The sequence below is a fragment of the Streptomyces sp. NPDC002838 genome (assembly GCF_040295365.1).
In the GTDB taxonomy this organism is placed as follows: domain Bacteria; phylum Actinomycetota; class Actinomycetes; order Streptomycetales; family Streptomycetaceae; genus Streptomyces.
This window is the reverse complement of record NZ_JBEOVF010000001.1, coordinates 132,569-148,483: the sequence shown is the minus strand read 5'-3', so window position 1 is coordinate 148,483 and position 15,915 is coordinate 132,569. Positions and strand designations below refer to the sequence as shown.

Below are 15,915 nucleotides of genomic sequence, written 5' to 3'. Positions count from 1 at the left end.
CGCGGTGTCCGAGCAGGGCGCGCACCACCCGTCTGCTCCACGCCGGGGCGGGGGTCCAGGGCGTGCGTGGGCGTGAAGGAACGCGACGGGGACGCGATCGCCGTGTCGATCGGCTGAAGCGAGGTCATCGGTGTGCGGTGAGGGGAGCGCCAGGCCCGCACGGTCGGCCTCGTCGGCAAAGCCCTGTCCCTCAAGTCGTGCAGGACTGCTCGGGTGTCTCCGGACGGCGTGTGCCACCGCCTTCGGCTCATGACAGACCACCACGCCCGACGGCGGCCAGCAGGTCCGTGCCGCGGACCAGGACGTCGGTGTCGGGCAGTATCCCGCGACGGGGGTCCATGGTGATCACGGTTGCCCGGCGGAAGAGGAGGGGCCGGCCGGGTGCGAACGTCACCGGCGCGGCCGGCGGTGCCGGGGATGCCGTCGCGGTCGCGGAGGCACCCCTAGGCCGGCGCCCACTCCCACGGCCATGGTGTCGAGCGCGCCGGCAGCGCCGGCGAGTACCCGATCTTGTTTCTGGTCCTTCTGTCCTTCTGGTGGTCTGGGTTGTTCTCGGTCCGTGTCGCAGATGTCCGGTCATCGGTCGTAGGCGAGGCGGGTTTGGCGGGGCACCGGGCCGAAGGCGCCGGCGTGGAAGTCGGTGAACGCCTTGGTGATCTCCACCTTGGTGTTCATCACGAACGGGCCGCCGAGGGCGACGGGTTCGCGCAGGGGAGTGCCGCTGTAGACCATGACGCGGGCGGGCTGTTCGGGGTCGACGGTCGCTAGGTGCAGCGAGGTGGCCGCCGGAGCACCGCCGTCGTCCCCGCTCCCTCTTGTGACGGGGTCGGACCAGCCGGTCTGCCCCGCGTGCAGTTCCCGGCCGCCGATCAGCAGGCGCCCGCTCATGACGTGGGCGAACAGCCGGTGTTCGGCGGGGACGTGCAGGTCGTAGAAGGCACCGGGGTCGAGCGTGGCGACGACGCCCTGCACCGGGTGACGGGCGTCTGCCGCGCCGGTGACGCCGCCGACGGTGCCGGCGTGGACGTCGATCGTCACACCCGGCGCGTGTACGCGTGGCATGGCGGCCTTGGTCAGGTCCTGGTAGCGCGGCGGCGTCAGCTTTTTCTCGGCGGGCAGATTGAGCCACATCTGCAGCACGTGGGCGTGCTCGTCGCGGTAGGCGAGCTCACGGTGGATGATGCCGCGCCCGGCGGTCATCCACTGCACCTCACCGGCCTGAAGCGCCCCGGCGTGGCCGAGGTTGTCGCCGTGTTCCAGGACGCCGTCCACGACGGTGGTGACGGTCTCCAGGCCGCGGTGGGGGTGCCACTCGAAGCCGGGGGTGGAGAACCAGTCCTCGACCAGGGCGAGGAAGGGGTCGGTCAGGGCCGGGTCGGTCGGCACGAAGACGAGTGCCTTGTCGTCGACCTGCGCGTCGGGGCCCAGCTGCTGCTTGGTGGTGATGCGGGTCAGCGTGCGCTCACCCGGCAACTGCGCGGTCATGGTTGCTCCGTGATGCCGATGCCCGGCTCTCGAAGGGAGACGGGGTGATGAAGGGGGATGGACCGGGTTCAGGCGACGCGCAGAGCGATCTTGCCGCGCGTGTGGCGGGTCGCGAGGGCTTGGAGCGCCGTGGCCGCGTCCGCCGGCGCGTAGGTCAGTCCGACGGGAATCCTGATCGTGCCGTCGGCGAGATGGCGCGCCACGCGCCCGAGGATCTCGGGGCACGGCCCCGCGCACGACGTTGGTGCGGTCTGGGCCATGACCTGCGGCGTAGGTCGGCGAGGCGATACGGCCGCCGTCCTTGACGACTCCCGCGAACGGCGTGATCTCGTACGCGGTCACGGCGTCGAGGAGCGCGTCCACGCCGCCGGGGTGTTTCCTGCGTACGGCGGCGACGAGGCCACCCCCGGGCGCGAGCACGTCGCTCGCGCCCAAGGCGCGCAGGTACTCTTCGTCCTCGGGCCGTCCTGGTGCCAGGACGGTCGCACCGGCCGCCCGGGCGAGTGGTACGGCGATGCCGCCGATCCCGCCGGTCGCACCCACGGCAAGGGCAGTGTCGCCGGGTGCCAGGTCCAGCGCATCGACCGTCATGATCGCCGTACTGGCCGTCAGCGCGGCCGCACCGGTGGTCGCGGTGTCGATTCGGGTGGGCTTGCGGGTCAGCATGTGCCCGCCGGTCACGACGAGTTCGGCCCAGGCCTCGTCGCGAACGGTCTCCGCCATGGGGTACGGCCCCGAAGATCTCGTCGCCGACCTCCACCTCGCTGATGCCTTCACCGACGGCCTCGACGATCCAGGCGAAGTCCCGGCCCAGTGTGATCGGCAGTTCGTGCAGGGCCACGTCCTTGAGGGCGCCGTAGGTGATGTCCGCGTCCAGCCAGTTCACTGACGACGCCTGGACGCGGACCAGTACCTGCCAGGGCCCCGTGATCGGCTCCGGAACGTCCTCGCGCAAAACGGGCGGAGCGCCGAACGCGGTGAGCGGTGACGGCTTTCACGATTGCTCCTCGCGTACAGGACCCGACGAGCGGACCAGCGATCGTGCATGACGCATCAGGGTGCATGACGCATCAAGAACATACTTGATGTGTCATGCATTGTGCCAGACTGGTCCGGTGATCGGAGAGGGGGACGTCTTCGGCCCCGTTCGGAACATGGTGTTGTCGTTCGCCGACGTCTCCGGCACGGCCTGGATCACGTCCCAGTGCTCGACGATCTTCCCGTTCCGCACCCGGAACAGATCCACAATCGCCTGCCCCCGCGCACCCGGTGCTTCCACAAAGTGCTGGTGGATCGCGACCAGGTCGCCCTGCGCGATCACCCGCTTCCGGAAGACCTCCAGTTGCGGGAGGGCCTCGAAGAGTCCGCCGAGTCCCGCCTTCGCGCCCTCCACCCCGTCGGGGACGGTCGGGTTGTGCTGGTCGTATTCGGGGCCGTAGTAGCGGTCGATCGCCGACAGGTCCTTGTGGACCATGAGTTCGTCGAAGGCCTTGGTGACCACCTTCTTGTTGTACTCGGTGAGCCACGCCGGCCCCGGCTGCTCCGTGCGCGGCCAACTCTCCGTCGAGAACATGTCGTTGCCGTTCACGGAAGTCTCGGGCACGTCCTGCGCCACGTTCCATTGCTCGGCGATCTTCCCGCCCTGGAATCGGAAGATGTCGAAGACCGCCTTGCCCCGTTCGCCCGGCGTCATGACGACGTTCGAGTGGACGAGCACCAGGTCGCCCTCGGATATCACCCGCTTGATGTCGTACTTGGCGTCCGGGAACCGCTGGTGGAGGTCCGAACCGAGATTCTTCAGCGCCTCGGCGCCGTCGGGCGCGAGCGGGTTGTGCTGGATGAGTTCCGGGCGGACGTAGCGATCGACGACCCCGGTGTCGCCCCGCTCGAACAGGCCCTTGAGGACGCGTACGGTGACGGCCTTCTGGTAGCTGAGGCGGGCGAAGTCGCCATAACCGGAGTGGGTGCCATAACCGGAGTGCTCGGCGGGAGCGGCGGACGGCGCAGCGACGGCGGGGACGCCGACGGCGCCCAGCAGCGACGAGTGCTCTGCGGGCATGGGTGGTGGGGATCACGGTGCGCTCTCCTCAAGAAGTCAGGCAAGAAAGATGCGTCAGAGATTGAAAGCTCAACCTCACGCTTTCTGAAGGAAAGCACTAACTCGCGGTTAGTGCAACGGGGTCGCCGTGTCGCGCAGTTCCCCGCACTCTTGGGCTCGGTTTGACCTTCCCGATCCGGCGTCCGCGCTGCGGATCCGGGCCGCCGCCCTTGACGTGTGGCGAACGTCGACACCCTCGGCCCACCCGCGACCCAGCGCGTCCGGTCCCTCCTGGCTCGCCACGACGCCGACACGGCCGTCCTCGCCGCCCGGACGCGTCGACGATCGCCGGCAGCATCGCCGGGTACCGCTGACCTGACCGCAGCGGTGACCTACGGCTCCTGGACCGCCTCGACCACCTGCCCGAGCAAGGCGGTGAGTTGCGCAGTGCCGTCCGAGCCCAGCCGCTCGACGACGCGGCGCTCGATGTCCGCGACGATGCGACTGGCGGAGCCGAAAGCCTCACGGCCGGCATCGGTGAGGTGGAGCTCCTGCACATGACGGTGCAGCGCGTGCTGCCGACGCTCCAGCTGACCGCGCCCCTCCAGTCGCGTCACCAGCGATGCCACGGCCTGAGGGGTGACGTTCAGGCGGCGGGCGGCCTCCGCGCCGGTGAGGCCGGGTTCGTCATGGATGCAGAACAGCAGGGAGTAGTGCGCGGGCGCCATGTCCAGGGTGCGCAGCCGCTGTCCCTTGAGCGCCTGCACGGCGAGTTCCGCCCTCCGCAGGGCCCAGATCGCTCTGACATCGCCACCAGGCGTCTTCTCGTCATCCGTGGTCACGCGAGGAGGATACGGGAATTCACGTGTATCAACCACTTGCTATCAAACGCTTGACTCTAGACAGGCGCTTGGTTAATGCTGGGCGCATGTCCCGAACTCTTGCTCTGATCACTGGCGCCTCGTCCGGCATTGGCGCTGCCTACGCCCGGCTCCTGGCGTCCGACTGCGACTTCGTCCTGGTGGCCCGGCGGGTGGACCGGCTGAACGAGCTGGCCGCCGAACTGCGCGAAGCAGGTGCCGCCGTCGACGTTCTGCCCGCCGACCTCAGCACGCACGACGGCCTCGACGCCGTGACCCACCGCCTGGCCACCGGAGACGTCCGGCTGCTGATCTGCAACGCCGGAGTCGGCGGCTTCGCACCGCTCACCGACATCGACGCCGTCGAGATCGACCGTCTCCTCACACTCAACGCCGCCGGCCCCATCCGTTTGGTGCGGGCCGCCCTGCCCGGGATGCTGGCCGCCGGTGACGGCACCGTCATCACCCTCGCCTCACTGCTGGCCTTCAGCGCCGGTCAGGAGATGCCGATACCGCGCACCCTGTACGCGGCCGCGAAGGCCGCCACGGTCGCCTTCACGCGGACGCTCACACACGAACTCGCCGGCACCGGCGTCCATGCCCAGGTGGTGTGCCCGGGGGTGGTGGCGACGGAGTTCCACGGCGGCTTCGGCCAGGGCTACCCCTCCGCCATGACGGCCGAGGGCGTGGCACATGCCAGCCTCGCCGGCGTCCGCCTGGGGGAGTCCGTCTGCGTCCCTGGTCTGGAGGACCAGGCTGCCGCGCTCGATGCCCTCCTGACCGCCGAATCCGCCCTGCTGGCCGGCAACCATTCTTCCCCGGCCGCCCGTTACGGGCACCTGCCCGTCGCCTGAGCAGTAGTCCCCGCACTGCCCTTGCCGCGACAGCCGAGGCGGAGGCGGGCGCACACGCGAGACCGCGAGTCGGCGCCCGGTGCAGGTGCGGGGCGAGGGGCGGGGCGAGGGTGCGGCAGGAGACGCCCCCAACGCCCCGCCCCGCCAGGTTCGCGCCGATCAGCAGGACCATCCGTACCCCGCACCGCAGAGTGGACATGTCCACCGAACTTCCCGACCCAGCCGTGTCTCCCCCCCCGCCGAATCCGGCTCGGCACCGACCCGGCGTACGTTCATCGCGACGACCACGGTGGCCGGAGGGGCCGCCCTGGCCGGCGGCCTGGTCGCGGTGCCCCTGCCCGGTTCCGGGGAAGCGGCCGCCGCCGAGGCGCCGCACGGCAGCAGCGTCTCCCTGACGGTCAACGGCGTCCGGCACACCGTCACGATCTGTGCGTGACCCCCGGTCCGGCGTACCCGGCGATGTCGCCGGCGATGAACCGGATCAGCGCGCCGCCGTCCGGTGTGGTCAGCAGCGCCGCCTGGCTGCCGCGGATGTCCTGGTATCGGGGCAGGACCAGCTTCTTCGCCCGGGGCAGATTGACCCACAGCTGGGTGCCGTGGATCACGCCCCCGCTCATCACCAGGCTCTCCGGCGGCGCCTCGATGTGCAGGATGCCCGCCCCGGCGGTCATCCACTGAGCACTGTGCATCATGATGTTGCTGGTCACGGGTCTGGTGTGCGCGGGGTTCGGGATGCTCGGGCGGGTCGTGGGTGGATGACTTCGGTGAAGATCGTCGGTCACCGGGAAACCTCGCGGTTCGTGAGGACGAGCAGGGACCTGACCAGGGCGGTCGCCCACGTCGGGTCGGTGCGGAGCGACAACGGACACCTCGCCAACTGCATCGGTCTTCGAAACAGCGCCGAGCATGCCCGCTGATCATGCTGGCACACCGGGAAATTCCAAGATCCCCGACAGGGTCAAGCTCAGCGATGACGACCATCACCGCCTACGGCGCAGCCCTGAACCTACGGGCCGCCCCGGTAGGTGCGTGTCCGGTACGCAGCCGCGCCCTCTCGGCCTGGTTGGACGACGTCCTCATCTTCGACCGGGTGGCGGTCGCAGCGGTCGCCACGGCCCACCTCGGATGGACCGTGGCGAACGGGGGAACCGTCGACGACCACATCATCCGCGACGTGGCCTTCGTGCCCACCCCCACGGTGATCCGATGCCTGCATCCGCAACGCAGTGACTTGTCACGACATGTGGCATGTCACAGCAGGTCCCGCCGGAATTCAGCGGTGGGTGAGCAGCCGTCTTCAGCCGTCCACGATCAACGACCTGGGGACACACATGCGGCGTTAAAGCAAATTGAGTAAGCCGAGCCAAACGCATACCTGCATTCACCCAGGTCATCCATATTCCCCTCCCATGGGGGATGATCAATCCAAGTAAGTCAAGACTTACTTTTGAATAATTTCGACCGCATAGTGGTGGCTCGAACCGAGAGGAGCCCCCTGTTGTCGCAGGTCAACGACCCCGCTGTGCGCCAGGTCGAATTGGAACGAGCTCATGTGTCCACCTTGTACGAACTGCTCACCGAGCGACTCTCCGAGGCGCGGGCGCACCGGACGGATGTACTCACGGCTCCGGCCGAGAGTGCCGGTGAGGTATATGAGCGAGAGGTCACCGCTGAACGTCTGGCCAAGGAGATCGGTCGCCTTGAGGGCGCCGAGAATGGGCTGGTTTTTGGCCGCATTGACTGGACGGACGGCACCGCTCTGCGCATCGGACGGATCGGACTGCAGACGGAGGCCGACGACCTGCCCCTCCTCGTGGACTGGCGTGCGACTGCGGCGCGGCCTTTCTGCGAGGCGACGCCGGTTCACCCGATGAACCTGCGGCGGCGTCGGCACCTGCGCCTGGAGGATCGCACGGTGGTCGCAGTGAGCGACGAACTGCTGGACGGCTCCGCCCCGACTGCCGAAGACGTAGTGGGCGACGGCCCGTTGACCGAGGCTCTTTCGGCACGGCGTACGGGCCGGATGCAAGCGGCCGTCGCGACGCTGCAGGCCGAGCAGGACGAGATCGTTCGCTCCGCGCACCGCGGGGTGACGGTGGTGCAAGGCGGGCCCGGCACGGGGAAGACGGTGGTCGCCCTGCACCGGGCGGCGTATGTCCTGTACGCGTTCCCGCGCGCCGCGGAGCAGGGTGTCCTGGTGGTCGGGCCGAACGCGCGGTTTCTCGACTACATCTCCCAGGTCCTGCCCTCGCTCGGCGAGAACGACGTCGTCCTGGCGACCTGCCAGGAACTGGCCGGAGTGTTCCCGGACGCGGTGGAGCCGTTCGATGCGGCGCGTCTCAAGGGCAGCTCCGTCCTCGCCGACGCTCTGGAATCTCTGCTGCGCGTCCACCAGGCTCCGGACGGCGACTTCGCTGTGCGGGTCGGACAGGATGTGGTTCACCTCTCGGGCGAGAGAGTCGCCGTGGCACGCGACGCCGCCGTGGCGACCGGGCTTGGGCACAACCCCGCGCGCCAGGTGTTCAAGGAGCTCCTGGTCGACGCCGTCACCGATGCGCTGGAACGCAATATGGGCGACCTCCTGGAGCGGATCGATGCCGAGGTCACCCAGCTGACGGGCAGGAACCTCGGCCGGTTCACGGCGGCCGACCTGCGCCACGGCCACGACGGCGCGGCCGCCCCGGGACCGGCCGACGAGTTCGACGCGGACGCCGTCCGGGCCGATCTCCTCGACGACGCCCACGTCGACCGGGCGGTGGAGACGCTGTGGCCGCGGCTGGTACCCGCCGACCTCGTGAGGGCTTTCCTGACGGACCCTGCCTCTCTCGCCGAGCATCTGCCCCGGCTGACCGCGGACGAGCGGTCAGGTCTGCTGCGCAGTCCGGACGACCCGGGGACGGATGCCGATGTGCCGCTGCTGGACGAGGCGGCGAGCCTGATCGAAGGCCCGCCGGAGCGGACGTATGGGCACGTCGTCGTCGACGAGGCACAGGAGTTGACCGCAATGCAGTGGCGGATGATCGTCCGCCGCTGCCCGGCACGGGCGATGACGCTGGTAGGCGACTTCGCCCAGGCGGGCCCGGTCGCGACAGCACGCGACTGGAAGGAGGCATTGAGTCCGCATGTCGGCCCGCGGTTCAACCTCCACAGCCTGACCGTCAGTTACCGCACCACCCAGGAAGTCCTGGACAGCGTGCGAGACCTGCTCGCGCGGATCGCTCCGGACCAGACGCCGACACGGTCGCTGCGACGTGGCGAGGCTCCTCGCACCGTGACCGCACCTCCGGACAGGCTGGTCGCCACCGTCGCCCAGGAGATTCGTGCCCAGCACACCGCCCACCCGGGAGAGCTGGTCGGGGTGATCTGCGCGGACACGAGGGTGGGCGAGCTGACGGCCGCGGGCATCGCGCAACTCGCACGCATCGTGCCGGCATCCCAAGGGCGTGGTCTGGAGTTCGACGGGGTCGTCGTCATGAGCCCCGCGGAGATCACCACAGCCCGCCCCGGCGGGGAGAGGGACCTGTACGTAGCCCTGACCCGGGCCACCAAGAGGCTCTGCACGATTACCGCCCAGCCCGCCTGACGTATCACCGTCCGCTTCCTACCGCGCATGCGCCACAGGCATGCGCAGGCACCGCAAGCACCAAGACAGAGAAGGTGGCATGGCAAAGGACTTCGACGCCCCACGCAACGACGGCGTCATTGACAACCTCGAGGAGCTCAAAGCCCGGAACACGTCCACATCTTCCGCTATTGACGTCGACGAGTTCGAGGCCGTCGAGGGCCTCGAACTGCCCGGCGCCGACCTCTCTAGCGAGCAACTGGCCATCCCGGTACTTCCGCCACTGGACGACGAATTCGTCTGTACGGCCTGCTTCCTCGTGTACCACCGTAGCCAATTTGCCAGCGGAAGCAGCACTCTCCGCATCTGCCGTGACTGCGACCACACCTGACATCACGCCGACTACGACAATGCCAAGCCGGCAGCAAGAGCCCCCAGCATCGCGGTGACCGCCAAGGGCGTGACCGGCGCCCATGACGGTCCACCTCCTCGGTCTCGATGGAGCCGGGATGGATGGTGTTGACGCGGATCCCTCGTGGGCCCAGCTCGGTCGCCGAGCTGGCATCAGTGGCGATCACCGTCCCGTCGCCCCGCCCGAGTCAGCGCTTCGGCCACGGCCGCGCCCTGTCCGCGCGCGGCCCTGGAGACGACGAAGAACTCGCCGTCCGGCTGGCGTTGTCACGTTGTTGGATGTGGAGGTGTCTGACGGTGTGACGGGGCGTGGAGGAGTCGGGTTCCGGCTGTGTGCTCATCGCGTGGTGGGCAGGCCGGCGGCTCCGGTGATCTGTTCCCAGATCGCGAAGCGGACGGTCATCTCGGCTCGATAGTGGGATGCGGGGATCAGATGGCGGCGGGGCCGGAAGTGGGGCGAGATGCCGCTGAACGCGGACAGAAACCGCTGTGCTCCGCCCACCGAGCGGAAGCCTTTCATCGCCCGTTCGCGCTGCCTCGTCGGCTGGTGACTGTTTTCCGCCCGGTTGTTCAGGTACTTCGACTGCCGATGCTCGACGGAGGGCATGACCTCGCGGTGGGCCGCGCCGTAGGAGCGGAGCTTGTCGGTGACGATCACCCGCGGCACCGCACCGGTCTTCTTCAGCAGCCTGCGCATGAAACGCCTGGCCGCGGCCTAGTCCCGGCGGTCCTGCACGAGGATGTCCAGGACGTTGCCGTCCTGGTCGACGGCCCGCCACAGATATTTCTGTTCCCCATTGATCTTGATGAAGACCTCGTCCAGGTGCCATTTGTCACCAGGCCGGAGCTGCCGGCGGCGCAGCGCGCCTGCGTACCGCTGCCCGAACTTGGCGCACCAGCGGCGCACCGACTCGTACGAGACGACGATCCCCCGCTCGAGCATCAGCTCCTCGACCTCGCGGAACGACAACGGGAAACGGAAGTACAGCCACACACAGTGGGAGATGACCTCGGCCGGGTACCGGTGCCCCTTGTGCGACGGCGACACGGCCCCCACGAACAGCCCCCTCCAGCACGATCCAACCAGAAGATCATCCCACCCGGTCAACCAACGTGACAGCGCCGACGATCCAGCTTGCGTGCATGCCCTCGTGCACGCGGTGGTGAGTGGGAGCGGTGCGTGTTGAACATCTTGCCGGTGAGGTGACGCGGCCTACGTCTCGGGCGTGGTCCCCCAGCCATGCGGGGCCGCAGGCCGTTATGGCTGCGGCCCCACTCGGGTGTGGTGGGGTCAGGACGGGTCGCCGTACTGGAGGCCGCGTCCGTTGGTGCCTACTGGCCAGCAGCCCCTTGCCGCCGCCGACGAGCTTTGACTGCCCGTCAGCTCTCCTCGCCCGCACGACGCCTGCGCGCGAAGTAGATCGCGGCGGTGCCGACCGCCACGACGGCGAGACCGGCACCCGCGAGAACGGGAGTGCTGCTCGACGCGCCGGTCTCGGCGAGGTCTCCGTCCGTGGTCGGGTCGTTCGCCCCCGTGTCCGTGCCGGGCGCGGGCGTGGCCGACTCGCTGGAGCTCGGGGACTCGTCGGCACCGGGCGTGGCCGGCTCGCTGGGGCTCGGGGACTCGCCGGTACCGGGCGTGGTCGGCTCGCTGGGGGTCGGGGACTCGCCCGCACCGGGCGCGTCGTTCTCGGCGAGCACCGCCGCGAAGGTGCCCGCGATCAGCTTGTGGCCGTCGGCGTTGGGGTGGGGGTCCTGCTTCGTGCACGCCCAGGTCAGCTGGCAGATCTTGGCCACGTTCGCCGGCATCTCGCCCGCGCCGGGTACGTTCACCTGGGTGGTGAAGTCGTCCGAGGAGAAGGCCCCGGCCACGTCCGCCACCTTGAAGCCGGTGGACTTGTACACCTGGGTGATCCCCGTGTTGGCGGCCTTGACAAGGGGTGCTGACTCCTTGGCGGCCTGCTGCCCCGCGGCGCCCTGCAGCCAGGCCCCCAGGAACGGGTTGTGGTACGTCGAGCCCACGAACTGGGTGCCCTTGGCGCCCGCCTTGCGGAGCGCGCCCGCGATCTGGGCGAGGTTCTTCGCCATGGTCTGGCTCCGGCTGTTCAGGCACGCCCCGTCGAGGGTGCCGGCCGGGCTGGCGCAGTTGAGGAGGATGTCGTTCGCGCCCACGCTGAGGGTCACGTAGGCGACCTTGTCGCGGTGCTGGGCCAGGGCCTTCAGGGCGGCGTCCAGCTGGGACGTGGCGTTCGGGTAGTCGCACTTTCCGCCATTGATCAGAGACTCGGTGGTCTCAGCGGTGCAGCCGAGGCGTATGTGCTTCAGTCCGGGGGTGCGCTGCTTGAGCTGCGCGTACAGCTGGTCGGTGTAGGCGACGTCGGTGTCCTTGTCGACGTCCGGCTGGTAGCCGGTGGTCAGGGAGTCGCCGAGTGAGATGTAGTACGTGGTGTCCTTGCCGTTGCTCGCCTCGTCGGCGGTGGCCAGTCCGGGCGTGCTCAGCACGATCGTCATGGCGGAGACGGCCAGCCGGGGGCCGAAACGCTGAAGGGATCTCATCACTTACGTGTGCTTCCAGTGTGTTGGGGGGTTTGGATACCGAAAGGCATGGCATGAGGCGTGGCTGGAAGCAGCGAGACTCGGCCGTTACGGTTTTCGGGCATCCAAGGAAAGCCTTGGTGAAGGCTTAGGGGGATTCTGCCTCTGTGAAACTGCGAGACTTACCTGACTTCGTCTCTGAGGCGTGGGCTTCAACCTAGCAAGGGTGACACCGACTTGGGTATGGGAAGTCGATAAAGGAACGGTCACAACGACATGTGTACTCATCAGAAACATTCGACCGGCCGGGAATTGGTGACCGAACCCGTTGGTAGCCATTCGCTGAGTGATCGAATGAGTGGTGAATCTCCTCCGCGCGACAGCCCGCCCACCTGCATGCACTGAATCACTCCGGGGTCAGTGGAGGCTCTGCGGGTTGGGTCCGGCGGCCGGTTGGGGCTGGTGTTGAGCGTAGTAGTTGGTCTCCTGTTCGGCTGGTCGAATGGCGCCGATCGCAGAATGCAGACGCTGGAGGTGAAACCGGCCGGCCTATTCCGCGGAGTTGGACAGCGCACGGCAGATCTGCTCGACCCCGAACGCCTTATTCAACTTGTCGGTGAACGCCAGGCGCTTGACGGACGGTCGAATTCGGAAAGCGAACGCTGCCGTCGAGATCAGACGGCCGTCGTTGCGCCTACCTCTGGCACGTGGTCCGGTAGGCGCGATGCCGCCGACTGGTGAGGCGGCACTCGGTGTTGTGAAGCGTCGTCCGGGTGGTCGGAGCCAGGGCGGCGGCCCGTCCGTCGTGTCGGCCGGGCGCACCGCGCGGTGGCAGATGGTGAACTGCCCAGGATGACTGCTCGGTTCGGGGCAGGTCCGCGGAAAGCGGGCAGGCTGACTTCCGGGGGCGTCGATGGTTCACGGGGTGAGGACGAGGCGGACCGGGTTGCCGGTTTTCTTCTCCAGCCGGGTGACGGCGTCGGCCGCCTCGGCCAGTGGAATGTGATCGGTGATGGAAGGTGCCAGGTCGAGCCTGCCGACGGCCGCCAGGCGGATGAGCTGGGTCACGTGTTCGGGTCCGGAGCCGTAGTGACCGCGGACCTGGTTGCCGCGGTAGCTGCGCCAGCGTGATCGGCGTGTGCGTGACCCCCGGTCCGGCGTACCCGGCGATGTCGCCGGCGATGACCCGGATCAGCGCGCCGCCGTCCGGTGTGGTCAGCAGCGCCGCCTGGCTGCCGCGGATGTCCTGGTATCGGGGCGGGACCAGCTTCTTCGCCCGGGGCAGGTTGCCCCACAGCTGGGTGCCGTGGATCACGCCCCCGCTCATCACCAGGCTCTCCGGTGGCGTCTCGGTGTGCAGGATGCCCGCCCCGGCGGTCATCCACTGGGTGTCGCCGTCGGCGATCCGCCCACTGCCACCGTTGGAGTCCTGGTGGTCCACGATGCCGTCGATGACGTACGTGACGGTCTCGAAGTCGCGGTGCGGATGCCACGGGGCCCCCTTGGGCTCACCGGGGCCCAGGTCCACTTCGCCGAGATGATCGAAGTGGACGAAAGGATCCAATTCGGGCAGGGGTGCATCGGCGAACCCGCGGCGCACTGGGAAGCCCTCACCCTCGTAGCCGCGCGGTGCGGTGACCAGCCGGCGCACCTCACGGATCCGTGTCCTGGCAGGGGCGAGCGCGGGCAGGCGAGGCAGGACGAGGACGTCCTCGACGGTGATGGCGGGCATGGTGCTCCTCCCTGTTCCTCCCTGGATGGACGCTGCCGGCGATCAGGCGAAGGGGTACGGGCCGAAGCGCCCCCATGCCACCGCACCGGCCAGAAGGATCAGCACGAGGTTCGGCACGATCGCGCTGGACTCCTTGCGTCTGGCGTGGGTTGTCGCCGCCCCGGCCATCAGCAGCACGAGGCCGACGGCGGCCAGCGGCACCAGGACGGGGCTGATGTCCAGCGCGGCGGGCAGGATCAACCCGACCGCGGCCAGCATCTCCAGGGCGCCGATCAGCTTGAGCATGCCCGGAGAGAAGTCCTCGGCCCACGCCATGTTCGGCGAGGCGGCGAGCTTCTCCTTCGGCTGGGTCAGCTTCGCGACGCCGGCGGCCAGGAAGAGCGCGGCGAGCAGGCCGGCCAGAATCCACAAAACGATGTTCATGAGGTGACCAATCAGGGGGAAGCAGACAGGGCCCCGACGTTCTCGTGATGCGTCCCGATGTGCGGGACGAAATCGGTATTTCGCGAGAACGCCGGGGCCCTGGGAATTAAATGCGTGGAATAAGATCCGCCGGGTCGCCCGTCAGGCGCCGGCGAAGGCGGGCTTGTGTGCGTCCAGCCACTGCTGGAACGTCTGCAGTTGCGGGTTCAGGTCACGGACGACGTCGAGGTCGCGGACCGCGTTGAACTGCGGCACTTCCGCATAGAACTGGAACATGTTGCCCGACTCGGCCGCGGCGGGGAACGGCTGCGCCCGCATCACGTCGAAGGGCACCGGCACGTACGCCACGTCTTCACCCAGGGCCACGCTGAGCTGCTCGGCCATCTGCTTGCCGGTCAGGTGCTCGCCCGCGATGGACACGGTGCGGCCGATGAGGTCGCCGCCGCGGCGGAAGATGCCGTAGGCGGTCTTGCCGATGTCTTCGACGGCGATGCCGGCGAGCAGACTGTCGGCCATCGGCATGGCCAGCACGAGCCGGCCGTCGTCTCCCCGTCGCGGCGCCATCGGGCCGAGCAGGTTCTCCCAGTAGAAGGTGGTCTGCAGGAAAGTGGTCGGCACCCCGGCATCGATGAAGAACTGGTTGGCCTCGGCCTTGGCATCGAAGTGCGGCACCTTGTAGCCGCCCATCAGCGTCGGCATGCGCTCGTCGTCGAGTGGGATGTAGTCGCGGGTGTCCTCCAGCGTCGACCAGATCACATGGGCCACACCGGCGGCCTTGGCGGCCCGGGCCATGGTTGCCGCCTCCTGCTTCTCCCTCTCGGGCGACATGTCCGCCCAGAAGTTGGTCACCAGGAACGCCCCGTGCGCCCCGTCGAACGCCTGCGTCAGGCTCCGCAGGTCGCCGAGGTCGGCCTTCACCACCTCGGCACCCAGGGCCGCGAGCTCGCGCCCGGCATCCGAGTCCGGGCGGCGCGTCAGCGCACGTACCGCGAACCCACCACCGGCGTCGGCCAGGATCGCCCTGGCCAGCCCGCCGCCCTGGGAACCGGTCGCACCGACCACCGCGATGACCTTCTTCTCCGCCACGGCCTTCTCCTTCTTATTTGATTCAGGGGCGACACACCCCCACTACATGCCACATCATCTATCCCGGCGCCCGACGATGCATGACGCATCATATGATGTGTCATGTACGTTAGGGCGCAGGTGCATGACGTGTCAAGTTCCCGGGTAAACTCGTTGCACATGAACGACGCACCCGCATGGCTGAGCCCCGCCGAGCAGCACGCCTGGCGTGCCTTCATCCGCCTGCACCAGAAGCTCTGGGCCACGCTGGAGCGTGACCTGAAGGCGCACAAGCTGTCCGGCGCCGACTTCCAGATCCTCGTCGCCCTCACCGACACCCCCGACGGCCGGCAACGATTCCAGGACCTCGCCAACACCATCGAGTGGGAACAGAGCCGCCTGTCCCACCAGATCGCCAGGATGACCAAACGCGGCCTGGTGACCCGGGAAGAATGCGCCGAGGACGGACGCGGTGCCTTCGTCGCCATCACACCGGCCGGCCGCAAAACCATCGAGGCCGCCGCACCCCATCATGTCGCCACGGTCCGCCGCCTGGTCATCGACGCCCTCGGCCCGGACGAACTCGCCACCTTCGCACGGCTCTCCAACCTCATCCTCGAACAACTGGACAACGAGCCACGGTGACCCTCGCCGCGTATCTGTAGGCGCAGATATTGCAACGGCAGCGTCTTCTGCTCTCGGCTTTCTGCCATCCTCGTGAGTGAATGAGCAACTGCTGACCGACGACGACCTGACGCTCTACGGCCTGTTCGTGGAGGCGTTCTCTCGTCTCAGGCCCCTGGTACACCGCTACCTGGGAGTCCCGGACACCTGGTTCGAGGTGCTGCTGCGGCTGGGCCGCACGCTCGGGCACCGGCTGCGCATGACGGACCTGGCGGAGGCCGTGTCCGCAGACAGCATTCCGCGCCATACGTGACATACCGCGTCAG

16 protein-coding genes and 1 pseudogene are annotated in these 15,915 nt (G+C 68.5%); 6 read left to right on the top strand and 11 right to left on the bottom strand.

The window, feature by feature from the left end; all coding sequences use genetic code 11:
- Window positions 1–576: 576 nt before the first annotated feature.
- The 5 genes from ABT063_RS00660 to ABT063_RS00640 form a co-directional block, all read right to left on the bottom strand.
- Window positions 577–1,485 (bottom strand): pirin family protein, encoded by a 909-nt coding sequence (locus ABT063_RS00660; protein ID WP_351054872.1) that lies wholly within the window; start codon window positions 1,483–1,485, stop codon window positions 577–579.
- Window positions 1,486–1,553: 68 nt separating this feature from the next.
- On the bottom strand, window positions 1,554–1,700 hold the full coding sequence (locus ABT063_RS00655) for a zinc-binding dehydrogenase (RefSeq protein ID WP_351055222.1): 147 nt from the start codon (window positions 1,698–1,700) through the stop codon (window positions 1,554–1,556).
- Window positions 1,640–2,371, bottom strand: coding sequence for a hypothetical protein (locus tag ABT063_RS00650; protein ID WP_351054871.1), 732 nt, complete (start codon window positions 2,369–2,371; stop codon window positions 1,640–1,642). Before ABT063_RS00650 ends, ABT063_RS00655 begins: the two co-directional genes overlap by 61 nt.
- Window positions 2,372–2,575: 204 nt before the next feature.
- Window positions 2,576–3,544, bottom strand: coding sequence for a nuclear transport factor 2 family protein (locus ABT063_RS00645; RefSeq protein WP_351054870.1), 969 nt, complete (start codon window positions 3,542–3,544; stop codon window positions 2,576–2,578).
- A 371-nt stretch (window positions 3,545–3,915) separates the two neighbouring features.
- Window positions 3,916–4,365, bottom strand: coding sequence for a MarR family winged helix-turn-helix transcriptional regulator (locus ABT063_RS00640; RefSeq protein ID WP_351054869.1), 450 nt, complete (start codon window positions 4,363–4,365; stop codon window positions 3,916–3,918).
- An 86-nt stretch (window positions 4,366–4,451) separates the two neighbouring features.
- On the opposite strand from ABT063_RS00640, the gene ABT063_RS00635 reads away from it, so the two are divergent.
- Together ABT063_RS00635 and ABT063_RS00630 are read left to right on the top strand one after the other, a co-directional pair.
- Window positions 4,452–5,237, top strand: a complete 786-nt coding sequence (locus ABT063_RS00635; protein WP_351054868.1) for an SDR family NAD(P)-dependent oxidoreductase — start codon at window positions 4,452–4,454, stop codon at window positions 5,235–5,237.
- 79 nt (window positions 5,238–5,316) lie between these two features.
- Complete coding sequence (locus ABT063_RS00630) at window positions 5,317–5,673, top strand: hypothetical protein (RefSeq protein ID WP_351054867.1); 357 nt, start codon at window positions 5,317–5,319, stop codon at window positions 5,671–5,673.
- On the opposite strand, the gene ABT063_RS00625 is transcribed toward ABT063_RS00630, so the two are convergent.
- Window positions 5,657–5,944 carry a pirin family protein gene (locus tag ABT063_RS00625; protein WP_351054866.1) on the bottom strand — a complete coding sequence of 96 codons (288 nt, stop codon included), beginning with the start codon at window positions 5,942–5,944 and terminating at the stop codon, window positions 5,657–5,659. The two genes, ABT063_RS00630 and ABT063_RS00625, sit on opposite strands and share 17 nt — an antisense overlap.
- 791 nt (window positions 5,945–6,735) lie before the next feature.
- On the opposite strand from ABT063_RS00625, the gene ABT063_RS00620 reads away from it, so the two are divergent.
- Both ABT063_RS00620 and ABT063_RS00615 read left to right on the top strand, forming a co-directional pair.
- Window positions 6,736–8,820, top strand: coding sequence for a HelD family protein (locus ABT063_RS00620; protein ID WP_351054865.1), 2,085 nt, complete (start codon window positions 6,736–6,738; stop codon window positions 8,818–8,820).
- Between the two features lie 79 nt (window positions 8,821–8,899).
- Window positions 8,900–9,190: a DUF4193 domain-containing protein gene (locus tag ABT063_RS00615; RefSeq protein WP_351054864.1), complete on the top strand. Its 291-nt coding sequence runs from the start codon at window positions 8,900–8,902 to the stop codon at window positions 9,188–9,190.
- A gap of 357 nt (window positions 9,191–9,547) precedes the next feature.
- Here the strand turns inward: ABT063_RS00615 and ABT063_RS00610 are convergent.
- From ABT063_RS00610 to ABT063_RS00590, 5 genes and pseudogenes are all read right to left on the bottom strand, one after another.
- Window positions 9,548–10,267, bottom strand: a pseudogene (locus tag ABT063_RS00610) (IS6 family transposase).
- A 323-nt stretch (window positions 10,268–10,590) separates the two neighbouring features.
- Window positions 10,591–11,721, bottom strand: a complete 1,131-nt coding sequence (locus ABT063_RS00605; protein ID WP_351055221.1) for an SGNH/GDSL hydrolase family protein — start codon at window positions 11,719–11,721, stop codon at window positions 10,591–10,593.
- 718 nt (window positions 11,722–12,439) lie between these two features.
- Window positions 12,440–13,477 carry a pirin family protein gene (locus ABT063_RS00600; protein WP_351054863.1) on the bottom strand — a complete coding sequence of 346 codons (1,038 nt, stop codon included), beginning with the start codon at window positions 13,475–13,477 and terminating at the stop codon, window positions 12,440–12,442.
- A gap of 42 nt (window positions 13,478–13,519) precedes the next feature.
- Window positions 13,520–13,900: a DoxX family protein gene (locus tag ABT063_RS00595; RefSeq protein ID WP_351054862.1), complete on the bottom strand. Its 381-nt coding sequence runs from the start codon at window positions 13,898–13,900 to the stop codon at window positions 13,520–13,522.
- Window positions 13,901–14,041: 141 nt separating this feature from the next.
- Window positions 14,042–14,986, bottom strand: a complete 945-nt coding sequence (locus ABT063_RS00590) for an NmrA/HSCARG family protein (protein WP_351054861.1) — start codon at window positions 14,984–14,986, stop codon at window positions 14,042–14,044.
- Between the two features lie 159 nt (window positions 14,987–15,145).
- On the opposite strand from ABT063_RS00590, the gene ABT063_RS00585 reads away from it, so the two are divergent.
- Window positions 15,146–15,610: a MarR family winged helix-turn-helix transcriptional regulator gene (locus ABT063_RS00585; protein WP_351054860.1), complete on the top strand. Its 465-nt coding sequence runs from the start codon at window positions 15,146–15,148 to the stop codon at window positions 15,608–15,610.
- Window positions 15,611–15,686: 76 nt separating this feature from the next.
- Window positions 15,687–15,902 carry a hypothetical protein gene (locus ABT063_RS00580; RefSeq protein WP_351054859.1) on the top strand — a complete coding sequence of 72 codons (216 nt, stop codon included), beginning with the start codon at window positions 15,687–15,689 and terminating at the stop codon, window positions 15,900–15,902.
- The last annotated feature ends 13 nt before the right edge of the window (window positions 15,903–15,915 follow it).

Coding starts and splice junctions, on each gene's coding strand:
- ABT063_RS00660 (WP_351054872.1), bottom strand. CDS start 1,485: ATGACCGCGCAGTTGCCGGGTGAGCGCACGCTGACCCGCATCACCACC.
- ABT063_RS00645 (WP_351054870.1), bottom strand. CDS start 3,544: ATGCCCGCAGAGCACTCGTCGCTGCTGGGCGCCGTCGGCGTCCCCGCC.
- ABT063_RS00635 (WP_351054868.1), top strand. CDS start 4,452: ATGTCCCGAACTCTTGCTCTGATCACTGGCGCCTCGTCCGGCATTGGC.
- ABT063_RS00615 (WP_351054864.1), top strand. CDS start 8,900: ATGGCAAAGGACTTCGACGCCCCACGCAACGACGGCGTCATTGACAAC.
- ABT063_RS00605 (WP_351055221.1), bottom strand. CDS start 11,721: ATGACGATCGTGCTGAGCACGCCCGGACTGGCCACCGCCGACGAGGCG.
- ABT063_RS00600 (WP_351054863.1), bottom strand. CDS start 13,477: ATGCCCGCCATCACCGTCGAGGACGTCCTCGTCCTGCCTCGCCTGCCC.
- ABT063_RS00595 (WP_351054862.1), bottom strand. CDS start 13,900: ATGAACATCGTTTTGTGGATTCTGGCCGGCCTGCTCGCCGCGCTCTTC.
- ABT063_RS00585 (WP_351054860.1), top strand. CDS start 15,146: ATGAACGACGCACCCGCATGGCTGAGCCCCGCCGAGCAGCACGCCTGG.